Source organism: Chryseobacterium sp. Mn2064 (assembly GCF_049319685.1).
Classification (GTDB): Bacteria; Bacteroidota; Bacteroidia; order Flavobacteriales; family Weeksellaceae; genus Chryseobacterium.
Window position 1 is genome coordinate 130,777 of the sequence record NZ_JBMOUE010000008.1, and the last position, 17,285, is coordinate 148,061.

Genomic DNA, 17,285 nt, shown 5'->3' on the forward strand with positions numbered 1-17,285 from the left:
TATAATAACGCATGAAAAAATTTCTACTAGCTTTTTGCATTTTTCTTTGTTTATTGGTAAATGCACAATTGGACTCTGAGCACTGGATTGCTCCAATGTCTGCCAGTTCTCTTCAGGGAACTCCACAATGTTACTTATATTTATCTACCAACGAAACGACTCCGTTTTCTGTTCAGGTTTCTAATAACAATGTTGTGTTCAGTACAGTACAGGTAAGTAAAGGAAATCCTGTTCAGCTTGATATCCCAAGCAATTATATGGTTGCTTCTACCCCCACTAGTCTATTCAATCCTAACAATACGATGGGACTGCACGTGAAAGGACCTAAAAAGTTCTTTGCCAACTTCCGATTTTCAGTTCCACAACAGGCTGAAATCATCACTTCCAAAGGAATGGCAGGAGTTGGAAAAACGTTTTTTATCGGAACCGCTCCTACTACTTCTCCTAAAAACCACGTAAACTCTACCGTTGGGGTAACCGCTACGGAAGATAATACTACGGTAACGGTTTCAGGATACAATCCAAGTATTGTTTTCGCTGACGGAAGTGTAATGGCTACCAGAACATTCACCATCAACAAAGGAAAATCTTATATCCTTGATGTAAATAGTAATATGGGAGGTACTCCCAACAGGAGAGGCCTACTGGGAGCTAAACTTGTTGCCAACAAACCGGTATCTGTAACCAACGGAAACTTCAATGGTCTTTATACCAACCAGAATGATACCAATGTAGATGTCTTGATGGATCAGTCTGTTCCAATAGAAAGGCTGGGAAAAGATTTTATTATGGTAAAAGGAAACGGACCCAATTCTGTAGGAATGGAAAAAGCAATGATTATTGCTACAGAAAACGGAACCACTCTTACCATTAATGGTAATCCTCTGGGCGGAGGTCCTCTTAATGCCGGAGATTATCGTCTGATTGAAGGAAACAACTACATCAATCAAGGAGGTGGAAATTACAATATGAGTATTTCATCGAACAAGAATGTATATGTATATCAACTTCTTGCAGGGGCTTCCGGAAGTACGGTATATCAAACAGGAGGAATGAATTTCATCCCGCCATTGAGCTGCTTCTTACCTAAAGCTATCGATGAAATCGGATTTATTAATAAGATAGGTAATACAGCTTATGATACTAAACTTAATATCATCACTCAGGTTGGAGCGACTGTAACAGTGAATGGTGCCAATGTCACAGGTTTTGTGCCTGTAAATGGAAATCCAAACTGGGTTACTTATTCCAAATCCAATGTGACGGGAAATATCACGGTTACTTCCACCAAACCTGTAACGGCAGGAATTGCAGCAGGAAACGGAGCTGTAGGATATGGAGGCTATTTTGCAGGATTCTCTTCGATTCCTGTGATTACTAAAACCGGAGACTGCTATAATGGTGTTCTTCTGGAAGTTGATCCCAGCCATGACGCTTACCAATGGTACCTTAATGGAGTTATAATCCCTGGAGCCACTTCTCCTACCATCAACCCAGATTTATATGGTTCCGGAATATATACCTGCTTTATTACCAAAACAAGCTGTGAATCCAGACTTACAGCAGAATATGATTACACAGCATGTCCTCCAATCACCACAACAACTTATGATATCGGATCATGTAGTACAAAAGTCATTAACCCTGTATTTACAAGTTCTACGCAATCTGTAGATCCTTCCAGCACCAATATTATTGTATCCCCTACCAATGGAACCGTGACTATAAATCCTACTACAGGACAAATTGTTTACACTCCGAATGCAGGAATCACTACAGATACTACGGACACATTCACTTACTATATTCAAGGAACCGGAACTCCTGCTGCTTTTGAATATTTTAAAATTGTTATCAATACACACACTATTCAAACCACTAATGCTGCCATGACGTCTTGCTCGGCAGCTAACGGCAATGGAACATTCAACCTTACGACAGCTATTGTAACGTCTACCCCAGGTACTACTGTAACTTATTATACCAATGCGAACTTAACAGGGCAAATCACCAATCCTGTAGCTTATACAGGACCTTCGGGAACGGTGTATGCCAATGTAACAGCATATGGATGTTCTCAACTTGCCACTATAACTTTAACGGCCTATCCTACTCCAAATATCAATACAAGCAACTTCAATGCTAGTATTTGTGATGAAGATTTCGATGGAATTGTAAATGTTAATTTTGCGAATGTAACTCCGCAAATCGTAACCAACTCCGGCAATTTCATTGTAAGATATTACCTAAACCAGGCAGATGCAAACGTAGGAAATAATAATACTCTTCCAGCTAACTGGACGTTCACAACCAATACAACCGTATATGTAAGAGTAAATGGTCTTGTAGGAGATTGTGCTCCTGCTTTGGGACAAATTAATTTCACTATTGGTGCTAAGATTCCTTTGATCACGGGTACAGCGAAGGCAGATATTTGTGATAATGATCTTAACGGTTCGGAAGCGGTGAATCTTAATGATTATAAAGGGTTATTCACTACAGATCCAAGTGTTATTCTATCTTTTTATACTTCATTAGCCAATGCACAGGCAGGAATAAATGCTGTTTCGGCTACACAGAACCTAACTTCAGTGAGTGTTTTCTATGTAAGATTTCAATCTAATACAGCATGTCCTATTACCGGTGTTTTAACGCTTACTTTAAAATCTCCTAAAAAATCGGGAACACTTCGTGATCAGGTGGTATGTTCTAACGACAAAATCATTTTGGATGCAGGCCCTGGGTTCTCATCTTACCTATGGAGCAATGGTGCTACGAGCCAAACGATATCGGCAGGACCTGGAAGCTATTACGTAGACCTTGGGTTCAACGGGTGTGTATATCGCCAAAATGTAACTGTAACAACATCGCAGGCTCCAACAATTTCAAAAATAGATGTCGTAGGAACTACTGCTACGGTATATGTGACCGGGGGAACAGCTCCTTACAAATATTCATTGAACGGAATTGATTATCAATCGTCTAATGTTTTTGTAGGATTATCAAGAGGGCTTCATACTATATATGTATTAGGCTCAGACGGATGCTATCATGTTACAAAAGAATTCCTGGTGCTTAATCTTATCAATACAATTACTCCGAATGGTGACGGTATTAATGATGTTTTGAACTACTCTGAACTCAGAATAAAACAGAATGTAAGCATAGAAGTGGCAGACCGATATGGGGCTTCCGTATATAAATCGACTGACAAAAATTATAAGTGGGACGGAACCTCCAATGGAAGGCCTCTTGCAACGGGAACCTATTGGTATGTAATAAGATGGACTGAACCAGATACACAATTACCAGTTTCGTACTCCGGATGGCTTTTAATTAAAAATAGACAGTAACTTTTTAACATTTATTTACATTTTATTAAATGTATTTGATTTTTTATTTTATTTTTGTAGAAATCCTAATTCCATTCAAATGAAAAGATTTCTACTCAGTTTGGTATTAATTTTTTGTACAATTAATACACTCTTTGCACAGAGAGATACAGAGCATTGGATTGCTCCTTATTATGACAGTTATGGTAGTTACACCAATATGCTGTATCTTTCTACTGACTCTGACACTCCTTTTGATGTAAGTATTTACAACAACGGGAATCTCCTTACAACCGTTACAATCAGTAAAGGGAACCCGCAAACGTATAAGGTAACCAATAACCTTATTTCCACCGGCACCATCACAGATGCTTTTGTTGTTGGAAACAAAGGACTTTATTTAAAAGCGTTGAAACCTTTCTACTGCAGTTTAAGGCTCGCTCAGGATATTCACGGCGAAGTTATTACCAGTAAAGGAAAAGCAGGAATTGGAAAAACATTTTTTGTTGCCACCAGTCCCAATACAGATAACAACAGTGTTTATAATTTTACAGCAGGGGTTCTGGCCACTGAAGACAATACAAATATCACGGTTTCCTGGGATGCTACTTCCGGGGTGACATTTATTAATGGAAACCCTACAGGTAATACCCATTCCTTTACTTTACAAAAAGGACAGTCGTTTATTTTTGCCGGATCAGGCCTTGTAACGGCTAACAGGACAGGATTTATTGGTGCTAAGATTGTAGCGAATAAACCGATAACTCTTACTAATGGAAGCTGTAATGGAAATTTCTCACAAACCCCATCAGGTACAGACCCTGTTCTGGACCAATCTGTTCCGGTAGAAAGACTTGGAAATACCTTCGCTATGGTAAAAACAAGATCTACGGCACCAAACCTGAACATGGAAGGAGGTCTTATCATTGCAACAGAAGATAATACTGAAATCTATTTAAATGGTAGTGGTACACCTGCTCAAACTCTGAATGCAGGGCAATGGTATAGGATTAATGAAACGAGCTATGTAACACAGCCAGGCGCAGGTGCACATTCCAACATGTTTATTTCAACAACCAAAAATGTATATCTTTATCAGTTCATTGGAATATTAAGTAATGCTGCAACCAATGGTTTCAACTATATTCCCCCATTAAACTGTTTCCTTCCAAGGAAAATTGATGAGATCGGAAAAATCAATGAAATGCCTCTTGGAGTGAATGGAGCGAGTATAACACAATCTGATTTAATTGTAAAATTAAATATCCTAACTGAAACAGGAGCTACCGTATTTGTAAATGGTATTCAACCTACACCAGACCAGGGACCTTATCAATTATCAGGAAATACCAACTGGGTAACATATGCTCTAACTGGAGTAACCGGCAACCTTACGATTACTTCTACAAAAGCTGTTACAGCAGGTATTAACGGAGGGTACAGTACTGCAGGATATGGAGGTTATTTTGCAGGATTCTCTTCAATTCCAATTATTTCTAAAAAGGCGGGAGAATGTGTTCCAGGTATTATTCTGGAAGTAGATGACAGCTACGAATCATACCAATGGTACCGCAACGGAGTTCTTATACCGGGTGCAACTACTTATACTTACACTCCGACACAATCTGGAAATTATACCGTAAAAGTAACAATGGGATCATGTCCTCCTATCACCACTCCGGTTTATATTGTTCAGAATTGTTTAAAAGAGACGACACAGGCGGTTAATGCGTGTTCTACAAAAATTATTACACCAACATTTACTTCTTCTACTCAAACTCCGGTTGCCAGTACAGTAGTAATTATTACCCCTCCTACTAAAGGAACAGCAGTAGTAAATCCAAACGGAACAATTACCTACACTCCAAATGCGGGATACTTTGGTCCTGATAAAATGATTTATAAATTCTGCGGAAATGATACAGCGTTTACAGATTGTGAGCAGGTAACTTTAAATCTTACCGTAGTACCATTTACTGTAAAAGATGTTACAATTACATCATGTTGGTATGATGTGGCTCCATATGCTTATTTTGATCTGACGAAAGCTAACGTTACAGATTACAATTTAGCTGTAAAAAAATACTACCGTACTCTAAATGACCTTACGGCAGGAATCAATGAAATAACAACTCCAAACAACTTCCCTTCAACAGGTGGGGTCGTATATGTAAAAGTAACAACTACTGAAGGATGTACTGCTAACGCTAAAATAACACTGGTACCACTTCCTATCAAAAAATCTCCGGTACTTGTTGATCAATACATCTGTATGGATGCTAAAACAGATCTGGAAGCAGGCCCAGGATATGATTCATATGAATGGAGCAACGGTGCTACTACTTCAGGGATAAGAAATGTAGGCGTAGGAGAATATTCTGTAATTCTTGGTAAAAACGGATGTTTCCTTACCCAGATAGTAAAAGTTAAAAAAGTTGAAGATCCGGTAATTCAAACTATTGAGATCAACAACAACAATGCAACGGTAATCATAAGCGGAGGAAAAGCTCCTTACAAGTTTGCTGTGGACGGAACTGCTAACTGGCAAGACTCTAACACCTTCACAGGATTAACCAGAGGGCAGCATACATTCTATGTGAAAGATGCCTACAACTGTACTCCTGTTGCTGTTGAAATTACAATTCCTAATCTTCTGAATGCCATCACTCCGAATGGTGATAATGTAAATGACTTTATCGATTACAGTGAACTGGCCTATAAAGATAACCTTACATTTGTAGTGTATGACCGATATGGAAATATGGTATTCACCGGAAATAAATTCAACAATTACAAATGGGACGGAAGACACTTCGACAAGAAAATGGTAACAGGAACTTATTGGTACCATATCAACTGGAATGAATCCAATAAAGAAAAAACTCCGGTAAAATATACAGGTTGGATTCTTGTTAAAAACAGAGAGTAATAATCAATACATAAAATTTTCAAAACCACGATTTCAAAATCGTGGTTTTTTTGTTATATTTTCAATTATACAATGCTTTTTATTATTAAATTTGTGATAAATACTAATAGTAAATGAAGAAAACTCTATCTTTTTTATTTATATTTTATATTTTCTCTTCTCTTTTTGCACAATTAGACAGAGAACATTGGTTTGCTCCGATGGTCGATAGAAGCGGCGCACCTAATCCTTATCAGAAGCTATATCTATCAACCAACAGAACAACCCCTTTCCCGGTTAGTATCTACAACAATAATATTCTGATCGGAACTGTAAATATCAGTAAAAACAATCCCCAGAAATTTGATGTTTTAAGAGATTATATCATTACCACCCAGCAGACAGATCTTTTTACTCCTACCACAAAAGGAGTCTATCTGAAAGCAGAATTTCCTTTTTATGCCAATATGAGATTCTCGGTATTTAACCATGCTGAGATCATTACGTCAAAAGGAATTCCTTCCACAGGAAAAAATTTCTTTGTTGCTTCGGCTCCCATTACGGTAAACAATAATATTCTCAACTTCATGACCAGCGTTTTGGCAACAGAAGACAATACCAGTGTTACCATCTCCGGATACAACCCCGGAGTCCAGTTTTCAAACGGAACTACCGGAGCTACCAACCCTACCCTTACTTTTACCCTCAATAAAGGACAATCTTATATTATCGACGGAATTGGAAACTTTGTCGGAAATTTCGACGGATTTATAGGAGCAAAAATTACCGCAACAAAACCAGTTAACGTTACCAATGGAAACTTTAACGGACAGTATGCAGGAAACTTTACTTCCAGTTCGGATATTCTGATGGATCAGGCCGTCCCCGTCAACAGGCTGGGGAATGAATTTGCCTTGGTAAAAGGTAACGGAAGTATTGGTGCCAATATGGAAGGCGCTATTGTAATTGCTACTGAAGATAATACGCAGATTTACGTCAATAACGAGCTGCTTCCTGTGGCGACTATTAATACAGGGAAATATTTTGTAATTCCCGATACCAAATACAGCCTTCAGGGAACCTCTCACTACAATTTATATATCAGAACCAGTAAAAATGCCTATGTATATCAGCTTTTGGCTGGAGACTCCAATAGTGGAAATGAGGTCGCTACCGGAGGCTTCAATTTTATCCCAGCTTTGAATTGCTATCTTCCGAAACAAATCAACGAACTAGGCTTTATTGATGAAAACTTTGTTCACTCAAATGGAAATCCGGCCGGTATTCTTAATATTCCTACCAAACTTAATCTTATTACCGAAAGAGGCGCTTTCGTTACAGTAAACGGTGGAGTTCCACCTGCGTCGTCCGGTCCTTACAATATGACAGGAACCAACAATTGGGTTACCTATGGAATTCCGAATGTTACAGGTACCATTACTATCGTTTCAGACAAAGCGATTACTGCCGGAATTACCGCCGGAAGTGATGCAGTAGGATATGGAGGTTTTTTTGCAGGTTTTCCTACCCAACCTGTTATTTTAAAATCTGGAGGAAACTGTATTCCGGGAATAGTACTTACAGTAGATCCTATTATTTATGATACATATCAATGGTACAGAAACGGGATTATTGTCAATGGAGCTACAGGTTCCTCCATTACTCCCACTCAGCCCGGTTATTATACCTGCTCTGTTACCATGGGCAGCTGTGCTCCATTGGTGACTGACCAATATAAAGTACTGAATTGTACCAAACTCAGCACTAAAACCTATAATGTATGCAACGCGGAAACCATAACGCCTGCTTTCAGCACCTCTACACAAACTCCGATTCCTTCGACAGTAACCATCACCACACCTCCTACATTAGGAACCGTGGTGATCAACCCAACGACTGGAATCCTCACTTATACAGTTAATAATCCCGGAACAGCCGGAAACGATACTTTTACCTATACTTTCTGTGGAAACGATCCCGATTTCCCTGATTGTGAAACGATCACAGTAAACATAAATATTCAGGTACTTGCTGTAAACAATGTCACGTTAAAAGCTTGTGATATCAACGGTCAGGGAACATTCAACCTTACCACAGCCAATGTAGCTACCAGCAGTAGTCCCATTACCATTACGTACTACCCAACATTAGCTGATGCACAAACAGAAAACGCAGCAGCTTTGATTACTTCACCAGATGTTTATACGGCCCCTAACGGTACAATTATATATGTTGTGGTGAAAAATAATTTAGGTTGTAAAAATATTGCTCAGATCACTTTATCACTATACAACAAGGCTATTGTTGTTGATAATTACAATGGAAACTTCTGTGACGATAATTTTGATGGAATTGTAAATGTTATTCTCTCCAACGTTACCAGTATTGTTCTGAATAATCCCAACTATTTTACCAATGTAAGATACTATGCCAGTCTGGCAGATGCCAATGCAGGAAATAATAATGTTCTTGCCAACACCTGGGGGTATAGTACCGCTACTACCATTTACATCCGGGTAGATTCTCCTGATGGATGTGCTTCTGTAATAAAACCTTTACAGTTCAGTATCGGAGCAAGATTACCGCTTATCAGCAATACGGTTTCACAAAATGTATGTGATGATAATCTGGATGGAATAAAGACCGTAGACCTAGCTCAATTTATTCCTCAATTTACATTGGATCCCAATGTAACCTATACATTTCATCCAACATTAACTGATGCACAGAATAACGTGAATGCTATTCCTTCATCAGTAAATATCACCGCCGGTCAAACCTATTATATCCGTTTTGAAAAAAGTGGAGTTTGTGCAGAAATCGGCTCTATTCAAATTACAATCAAAATCCCTAAAAAATCTACTACATTAGTAGATCAGGCGATCTGTCCAAAAACGACGACTACCCTGAACGCCGGACCTGGATTTGACAAATACCTTTGGAGTACAGGAGAAACCACTCCTTCCATTACGAATGTCCCTGCCGGAAACTATTGGGTGGAACTTACTTCTAATGGATGTGTTTACAGACAATACGTAAACGTTACAGAATTACCCATCCCTACAATTGCTTCTATTGAGATTGATGGTACAACAGTAAAAGTCGGAGTAAGCGGTGGTACTCCTCCGTATGAATATTCTCTGGATGGAGTACTTTGGCAAAGCTCCAATATTTTCTACAATGTTCCGAGAGGAGCTCATAATGTATATGTAAGAGATTCCAAACACTGCGAAGAAGTAAAGAAACCATTTGCTATTATCAATCTTATCAATACCATCACTCCTAATGGAGACGGCTACAATGAAGTGATCAATTACTCCGCCCTTATGGCCAACGATAATCTTGTATTCCGTATTTTCGACCGTTACGGTGCAGAAGTTTTCAGAGGAACCCCTGAAAATCAATATACCTGGGACGGAAGAATAGGTGGCCGCTATGTACCTACCGCTACTTACTGGTATTTTATCACCTGGACAGAATATGGATCAACCCTTTCCATAAAGCATTCAAGCTGGTTGCTTGTAAAGCATCGGTAAAGAATGAAATAGGAAGAAAAATGATAGAGAAATTCATAAAATGACATTCAGCTCTTTCCTGTCTTTTTCTTCCTATTTTTCGGCTCTTTTAGCTAGAATTAAGGATAAAAAATAAATTTATAACACTCCTTAACAGTTTAATCCTAAAGTTTAATATAACTTTAACCTGTATTCTTTATCAAACTAGTGATAAGTTGCTTTATTTCTGTGTAATTTTGCCGCAATTATATGAAGAAACTGTTTACCATATTGCTATTGATTTTTCTGGCAAAAATTAATGCTCAAACATACTCTGGAGAGGTATTTATAAGAGATAATTCTATACTTTACCTCAATCAGGTATATGTTACCAATTTGAACACTCAGAAAACTGTTCTTACGGATTTCAACGGTAATTTTAGCGTCCCTGCCAACCCGGGAGATGTTATCCGTTTTACCTCTATCGTAACGGAAAGAAAGGATATTAAACTCACCCAACAGTTAGTGGAACAAAAAAATCTGGTAGAGCTTAAAATTGCCTATTATGAAATTCAGGAAATTGTACTCAACAGATTCAAGCCTACCGGAAACTTACGGTATGATGTAAATTCGCTTAGAAAAGAAGATAAAGCATATGCCCTTAAAAAAGTGATTGGACTTCCTGAACCTAAAGGAGACGGAACTCCTCCAGAACTTCCAGTTGCCGGGCTAAGAGACGGAGGGCTTACTTTCAGCCTTGAAAGCATCTATGATCTGCTTTCTGGAGAAAGGAAGAAAAAACAGCGTTATCAGGCTTATGAAAGGATGAACACTTCCGTTACCCAGATTAGAAATTATTTAGGTAAAGACTATTTTGCAAAGTTCAAAATTCCTGAGAATTTGATTGACAACTTCCTTCAGTTTGTGTATACTTCTGAAAATATTCAGCCTTACGTATTGGCAGGGAACTTTGAAGCAATAAAAATTCCTATTGAAAAATATTTACCGATCTATCAAAGAAGGCTTAAAAATTCTCACCTTCAGGAAGTTCTTACTAATTAGAAAAAACAATAGATCATATTTTGAATAAAATTATTCCCCGTGTATATTTCTACACGGGGATTTTTTTTCACATACACAGAAGCTTATCATCTTTCGAAAGTATTTTTATCGTATCTTTTCTATTGAAAAACAGGATACTTAGCCGTAAAAAATAAACTTTTCATTAAGTATTCAAAAATATGTTTAATTTTATATCACAACGAAGTGTTTAAAATAAATACAATAACATTCCGTTATCTTAGTACACTAATAACCTGAACGCAAATTAAGAGAAGTACCAAATTCTAACTTAATATTAATTAATGAAAAAAAGATTTTTACTTCTTTGCTCAGTCCTATGCCTGAGCCTTTCTGCGCAGAAGAAAGGTAAAGACTATAGTGAAATACTGAAAAGCAAAAATATATACGAAATTAATGCTTTTCTAAGAGATGCCCATCCCGATGATCCCCGAAGATCCGTCCTCAAGCCCAGAGTGATGGAAATGATGAAAGAATATATTAAGGATGCTCATCCGGCAGATCAAAAAGTGAAAGATATGCAGGAAATGTTGGCCTTATTAAAGAGAAGACCTTCCACAAAAATCACTTTTGATGAAATGAATGCGATCATAAAGCAAAAGCAGATTGCAAAATACAAAGCTGAACTTGCCGCCAAACAATATACTGCCGTTTACACACCAAGTACTGCGCAAAATACTTTTGTTGTAAATGCTGCCGCCAATACTGCGATTCCAAACGCTGAAGCGGAAGAATTCAATATGCTGATGGCAGTTTCCCCCATTGAACATAAAAACAGAACCGTAAAAATCCTTAATTCTTTATTTGATAACGATCCGAATGCCAAAGAATGTATTGTCATGATCCAGAATAAATCGGACTGCAATATTATTGTAAGAATGGAAGGCGTAGGAACTACCAAATACAGGCTTGCAGTGCCTGCTCAGGGAGAAAGTTCTATCGTTATAGAGAAAGGGCAATATCTTTTCACCAGTCTCGTATGCGGAGCTCAGTATGCTTCACAGAAAACCATACAACGCCCTATTATGGTCGCTTTAGGAAGCAAATAAATCAACAGCGAAACAAATTATCTCTCTGTCTTTTACCTTCAAAAGACAGAGATTTTCTGTAATTTTTTTAGTATTTTTGCACTCATTTTATAATTCAATGGGCAAGAATAAATTAGCAAGATTTGCAGAAAACAAGATATTACCAAATGTAATTCAACCTACAAGAGAAGATGCTTTAAACGGCTTTGAACTGAAAGGAAAATGGAGAGAAAATTTCTTTAAAAATGACAATCCTATCGTTCTGGAATTAGGTTGCGGTAAAGGAGAATATTCTGTAGGGCTTGCCAAAACATTCCCTGAAAAAAACTTTATCGGGGTTGATATCAAAGGTGCAAGATTCTGGTTCGGGGCTAAAGAAGCTGTAGAAAACAATATGAATAATGTAGGTTTTTTAAGAACGCAGATAGAACTTGTTGATTATTTCTTTGCTGAAAACGAAGTAGATGAAATCTGGATTACTTTCCCTGATCCACAAATAAAATTCAAAAGAACAAAACACAGATTAACCCATCCGGATTTTTTAAACCGTTATAAAAAATTCCTGAAGCCCGGAGGTATTATCCACTTAAAAACCGATTCAGAGTTCCTGCATGGGTATACACTTGGATACTTACAGGGTGCCGGCTATGAAATTATTTCAGCTCACCACGACATTTATGGTGCTCCTGAATATGACCCTAATACAGAACATTTGAGAGATATTCAAACATATTATGAAGGGCTTTTCTCGGCAAAAGGAAAAACTATTACTTACATTAAATTCCGGATAAGCTGATGAAATAAACAATATTGATGAAAAAAAATTTTTTAACGATTTTATTCTTCACATTTCTTATTCCCAACTTTACAAACGCTCAAAAAAGCAGTAAAGACATCTTAAAAAGCACAAATATCCAAGAAATTGAAGAATACCTAAAGAACGCACATCCTGACGATCCTAAAAAGCTTGTGCTTAAACCCAAGCTTGTCTCTTTAAAAAACTCTGAATGGACAAAAGGTGCACGAACGGCTCTGCCTATGGCCGCCAGACCTGTACTATTAGACCTTCCCAACAATTCCATTGGCAACTCTGATTCGCAGGATGCTGAAGAGTTTAAACACTTAATCTCAGAATCTTCAAAGGCACATAAGGAAAAAACAGCAAGCCTTCTGAATACAATGCTTAATGAAGATGTTACCCGAAAGGAGGCCATCCTCATCTTCAAAAACAATTCGGATTGTAATATTGTATTAAGAATTGAAGGTAAATACAATTACAATCTCGCAGTTCCTGCTCATGGGGAAAATTTTATGATGATCAATAAAGGATTTTATACTCTAAACAGTCATGTTTGTGATATAAAATATACTTCTCAGAAAGATATTAAAAAGAGTACCTTTGTAACCATTAATTATCCAAAGCAGACCAAAACTGAGCAAAAGCCAGATGAGAAAGAACCTGTAAAGGAAATACCATTGAAGAAAAAGAAAAGTAAAAAACGATAAATGGGTATGAAAAAGCTATTAATTCTCTCCGGAATTTTCCTATTACTTACGAGCTGTAACGTGAACTATGGTGGATATCCTACAAGATCTTCCTATCCTTCCAACAACGCCAGTAATACTGTAAATACAGAAAGGGAATATAATGAGTTAATCAAAACCTACAAAGCAGAAACCGCCGATGTACTGAATGATCTTCTGAACAGTGATTCACCCAGCAATCCCAAAACCTCAATTTCAGTGACCAATAAATCGAACTGCAATATAGTATTAACGATAAGCGGAAATAATTTCTTCAAAAAAATTCCTATTGGCGCAGGAAAGATTGGATATACCATGGTTTTAAAGAATCAAAACTACAGATTATCAGGAATGCTTTGCAATTCTGTTTATCAGTCTACAAAGTATATTACAAGCTCTTATTCGGTGTCAATTTCAAACTAAATAAAAATACTCCATCGATATTTAATTGATTGAACAGAGTAATAAAAAGCTATTCCTGATTTGGAATAGTTTTTTGTTATAATATGATATGATGTTAACAATCTCTTCAAAATATCATCTATATAAAAACAGAAAAACGCTGGATCGAAATCCAGCGTTTTTCCTATATTAAAGAAAATCTTTAATTATTCTGCATCGAAATCAGCATCTGTATCAGCAGACACTTTTTCTCCTTCTTCTTTAGATTTTTCTTTATCAGCTTTTCTTTGAGACTGACCTTCTTTGATAGATTCAGAAACTACGCTAAGGATCATATCAATAGACTTAGAAGCATCATCGTTTCCTGGGATAACGAAGTCAACTTTTCTTGGGTCAGAGTTTGTATCAACGATACCGAAAACTGGAATACCTAGTTTCTTAGCTTCAGTTACCGCGATGTGCTCTCTCAAGATATCAACTACAAATACAGCAGATGGAAGTCTAACCATGTCAGCGATAGAACCTAAGTTCTTCTCTAGGTTAGCTCTTTGTCTGTCAACTTGTAATCTTTCTTTTTTAGATAAAGTTTCGAACGTACCGTCTTTTTTCATTTTGTCGATAGAGTTCATCTTCTTTACCGCCTTTCTGATAGTAACGAAGTTCGTTAACATACCTCCTGGCCATCTTTCTGTAATATAAGGCATATTAAGTTCAGAAGCGTGTTTTGCAACTACTTCTTTCGCTTGCTTCTTAGTAGCTACGAAAAGAACTTTTTTACCTGCAGAAGTTAATTTTTCTAAAGCGCTGCACGCTTCATCCAATTTAACTGCTGTTTTATGTAAGTCTACAATGTGAATACCGTTTTTCTCCATAAAAATGTATGGAGCCATATTTGGATTCCACTTTCTAGTCATGTGACCGAAGTGTACGCCAGCCTCTAAAAGGTCTTTTACATTTGCTTTTGCCATGTTTTCTGTTTTTGTTAGTTTACTTTCCGTCTTTTAAACAATCAACAACTTCTTTAGATGGGAGAAGCGTTTGGATGCTAAACATAACGGGCAATTGGCGGTTTGCTTTTTGCTTTTGGCAATAGGCTTTTCGCCGAGATTAAGTTTAAATAAAATGTAGTACATTTCTGTAGCCAATAGCCATAAGCCATTCGCCAACAGCAAATCTTAACGTTTTGAGAATTGGAATCTCTTTCTTGCTTTTTTCTGACCTGGCTTCTTTCTTTCCACCATTCTTGCGTCTCTTGTAAGTAAACCAGCTGGCTTTAATGCTAATCTGAACTCAGCGTTGATTTCGCATAAAGCTCTTGAAATACCTAATCTGATAGCTTCTGCCTGACCTGTATTACCACCACCGAATACGTTTACGGTAACGTCATACTGACCAACAGTCTCAGAAAGGATAAACGGTTGGTTCAATTTGTAAACCATCACGTCTGTAGAGAAATATTCTTTAGCATCTTTACCGTTTACTGTAATGTTTCCAGAACCTGGTTTTACATAAACTCTAGCTACAGAAGTTTTTCTTCTTCCGATTTTGTGAACTATAGACATAATTAATTATTTAAATTCGTTAACATTAATTGTTTTTGGCTGTTGAGCTTCATGTTTGTGCTCAGTTCCTTCGTATAAGTAAAGGTTCTTAAGGATAGCAGCTCCTAATCTGTTTTTAGGTAACATACCTTTTACAGACTTCTCTAATACCTTTAAAGAATCTTTCTTTTGAAGTTCAGCCGCAGTCATAGACTTCTGTCCTCCAGGATATCCTGTATGCCAGATGTAAGTCTTATCAGCCCACTTGTTTCCGGAAAGCGTAATTTTCCCAGCATTCAAAACGATTACGTTATCACCACAATCTACGTGAGGTGTAAAGTTCGTTTTGTGCTTACCTCTCAAAATCTTTGCAACCGTAGAAGCTAGTCTTCCTAACGGTTGTCCTTCAGCGTCTACCACAACCCATTCTTTATTAGCAGTAGCTTTGTTCGCTGAAACAGTTTTGTAACTTAATGTATTCACACGTTTTAGTTAAAGATTAAACATAATTTACCCCTAAAAGGGTGTGCAAAGGTACAAATTATTTTCGTATCCCAAAAACATATTTCATTTAATCTGCATAATATCTGTTATTCAGGGTTCTAACAATAGATTTTAAAGCTAAAATTCTTTTGGCATAAAACTTGTAAAATGTTGTCCCGATGAAAAAAACGTTTCGAAGATTCTAAAAACACAAATGGTAAAAAGCAAAGAGTTTATTCCCTCAACTCTTTCTTTTATTAATTTTTCTTTAAAGATTTCTGCAAAAACCTATCGATATAATTATTTATTTTCTGAAATAATTATCTTTGCCGCATAAATCTATATCCATGAGCCACGGAAAAATCAGAGAAGATAAAACCTGCCTGAACTGCGGGCATCAGGTCGAAGAAAGATATTGCCCTTCCTGCGGGCAGGAAAATATTGAAAGACGACAGCCGTTTCACTTCCTTTTCACTCACTTTGTAGAAGACTTTACCCATTATGACGGACAGTTTTGGGGAACGGTGAAAAATCTGCTTTTTAAACCCGGTAAACTTACCAATGTATATCTGGAAGGGAAAAGACAAAAGTTTGTACCTCCGGTGAAGCTTTATATTTTTGTCAGTTTCATTACTTTTTTCGTGTTTGCGCTGTTTCCAATGATGAATCTTAACTTCGGTTCAAAGAAAGACATTAGTGCCAGTAAAGCAAAGTTTATTGAAAAAATGAAATCTGCAGAAACTCAGGAAATGCTGGACAGTATAAAATCTAAAAAGATATTGACTCCACAAGATTCTGTAACCATTAAAAGCCTGAATGTTATACCAGACTCTGCCCAGATAGACGATCTTGAAAGTACGCTGGAAATGAAAAAGAAGATTGACGATAACGTAGGATATGGAAGATATAAAACCAGAAAATCGTATGACTCTGCTGCGGCTAAAAACCCTTCCGTTTTTGATCTTATTCAAACTCCTGTTGCTCATAAATTCTTTGAGCTCAAAGAAAACGGAGTAACAAAAGAGGAAATCATGAAAAATATGGTAGAAAAGTCTTTTCACAATCTGCCAAAAGCTCTTTTCATCTATTTACCCCTTTTCGCCTTCTTTTTATGGATATTCCACGGCAAGAAAAAATGGTGGTATTTTGACCATGGGATTTTCACACTGCATTATTTCTCTTTTCTATTACTGAATATACTGCTTATATTTTTGGTAGCGAAGCTCATCAGCTTTTCAACTTTTGGGCCGCTTAACCTTATTTTATACCTTACTCTGTCTGGTCTGCTGTTTTACATTGTTCTCTATTTCTTTATAGCACATCGCAGAGTTTATCGTTCACATGGCATTGTAAGTTTCATCATTGGAAGCATATTGTTTACTCTTAATTTCTTCGCCTTTACGTTTTTAGTCGTCGGGCTTGCTATCGTAAGCTTCCTAATGATTCATTAAATAAACAATTCGGCTGTCATTTCTGACAGCCGAATTTATTTT

The 17,285-nt window shown here is 37.2% G+C and carries 12 protein-coding genes; 9 read left to right on the forward strand and 3 right to left on the reverse strand.

The window, feature by feature from the left end:
* The first annotated feature begins 11 nt into the window (after positions 1-11).
* The 8 genes from ACL9RH_RS22560 to ACL9RH_RS22595 all read left to right on the forward strand — a co-directional run bounded on the left by ACL9RH_RS22560 (position 12) and on the right by ACL9RH_RS22595 (position 13,789).
* Positions 12-3,353 carry a T9SS type B sorting domain-containing protein gene (locus tag ACL9RH_RS22560; RefSeq protein WP_422695581.1) on the forward strand — a complete coding sequence of 1,114 codons (3,342 nt, stop codon included), beginning with the start codon at positions 12-14 and terminating at the stop codon, positions 3,351-3,353.
* Positions 3,354-3,432: 79 nt separating this feature from the next.
* Positions 3,433-6,261: a gliding motility-associated C-terminal domain-containing protein gene (locus ACL9RH_RS22565; protein WP_422695582.1), complete on the forward strand. Its 2,829-nt coding sequence runs from the start codon at positions 3,433-3,435 to the stop codon at positions 6,259-6,261.
* A 113-nt stretch (positions 6,262-6,374) separates the two neighbouring features.
* Positions 6,375-9,776: a T9SS type B sorting domain-containing protein gene (locus ACL9RH_RS22570; protein WP_422695583.1), complete on the forward strand. Its 3,402-nt coding sequence runs from the start codon at positions 6,375-6,377 to the stop codon at positions 9,774-9,776.
* Positions 9,777-10,004: 228 nt separating this feature from the next.
* Positions 10,005-10,796, forward strand: coding sequence for a hypothetical protein (locus tag ACL9RH_RS22575; protein ID WP_422695584.1), 792 nt, complete (start codon positions 10,005-10,007; stop codon positions 10,794-10,796).
* A gap of 302 nt (positions 10,797-11,098) precedes the next feature.
* Complete coding sequence (locus tag ACL9RH_RS22580; RefSeq protein WP_422695585.1) at positions 11,099-11,863, forward strand: DUF6759 domain-containing protein; 765 nt, start codon at positions 11,099-11,101, stop codon at positions 11,861-11,863.
* 97 nt (positions 11,864-11,960) lie between these two features.
* Entirely contained in the window at positions 11,961-12,638 is a 678-nt protein-coding gene (trmB, locus tag ACL9RH_RS22585; protein ID WP_422695586.1) for a tRNA (guanosine(46)-N7)-methyltransferase TrmB, read from the forward strand.
* Positions 12,639-12,655: 17 nt separating this feature from the next.
* The gene (locus ACL9RH_RS22590) at positions 12,656-13,348 is read left to right on the forward strand and encodes a DUF6759 domain-containing protein (RefSeq protein WP_422695587.1); all 693 of its coding nucleotides are present in this window, start codon (positions 12,656-12,658) and stop codon (positions 13,346-13,348) included.
* A gap of 6 nt (positions 13,349-13,354) precedes the next feature.
* On the forward strand, positions 13,355-13,789 hold the full coding sequence (locus ACL9RH_RS22595) for a DUF6759 domain-containing protein (protein WP_422695588.1): 435 nt from the start codon (positions 13,355-13,357) through the stop codon (positions 13,787-13,789).
* A gap of 185 nt (positions 13,790-13,974) precedes the next feature.
* Here the strand turns inward: ACL9RH_RS22595 and rpsB are convergent, their stop codons facing one another.
* The 3 genes from rpsB to rplM all read right to left on the reverse strand — a co-directional run bounded on the left by rpsB (position 13,975) and on the right by rplM (position 15,792).
* The gene (gene rpsB, locus ACL9RH_RS22600) at positions 13,975-14,736 is read right to left on the reverse strand and encodes a 30S ribosomal protein S2 (RefSeq protein ID WP_034692922.1); all 762 of its coding nucleotides are present in this window, start codon (positions 14,734-14,736) and stop codon (positions 13,975-13,977) included.
* Between the two features lie 207 nt (positions 14,737-14,943).
* A complete protein-coding gene (gene rpsI / locus ACL9RH_RS22605) occupies positions 14,944-15,330 on the reverse strand; it encodes a 30S ribosomal protein S9 (protein ID WP_007843277.1) in 387 nt (128 codons plus the stop codon).
* A gap of 6 nt (positions 15,331-15,336) precedes the next feature.
* A complete protein-coding gene (gene rplM / locus ACL9RH_RS22610) occupies positions 15,337-15,792 on the reverse strand; it encodes a 50S ribosomal protein L13 (RefSeq protein WP_027375420.1) in 456 nt (151 codons plus the stop codon).
* A 347-nt stretch (positions 15,793-16,139) separates the two neighbouring features.
* Here rplM and ACL9RH_RS22615 point away from each other — a divergent pair, with 347 nt between their 5' ends.
* Positions 16,140-17,243, forward strand: coding sequence for a DUF3667 domain-containing protein (locus ACL9RH_RS22615; RefSeq protein WP_422695589.1), 1,104 nt, complete (start codon positions 16,140-16,142; stop codon positions 17,241-17,243).
* The last annotated feature ends 42 nt before the right edge of the window (positions 17,244-17,285 follow it).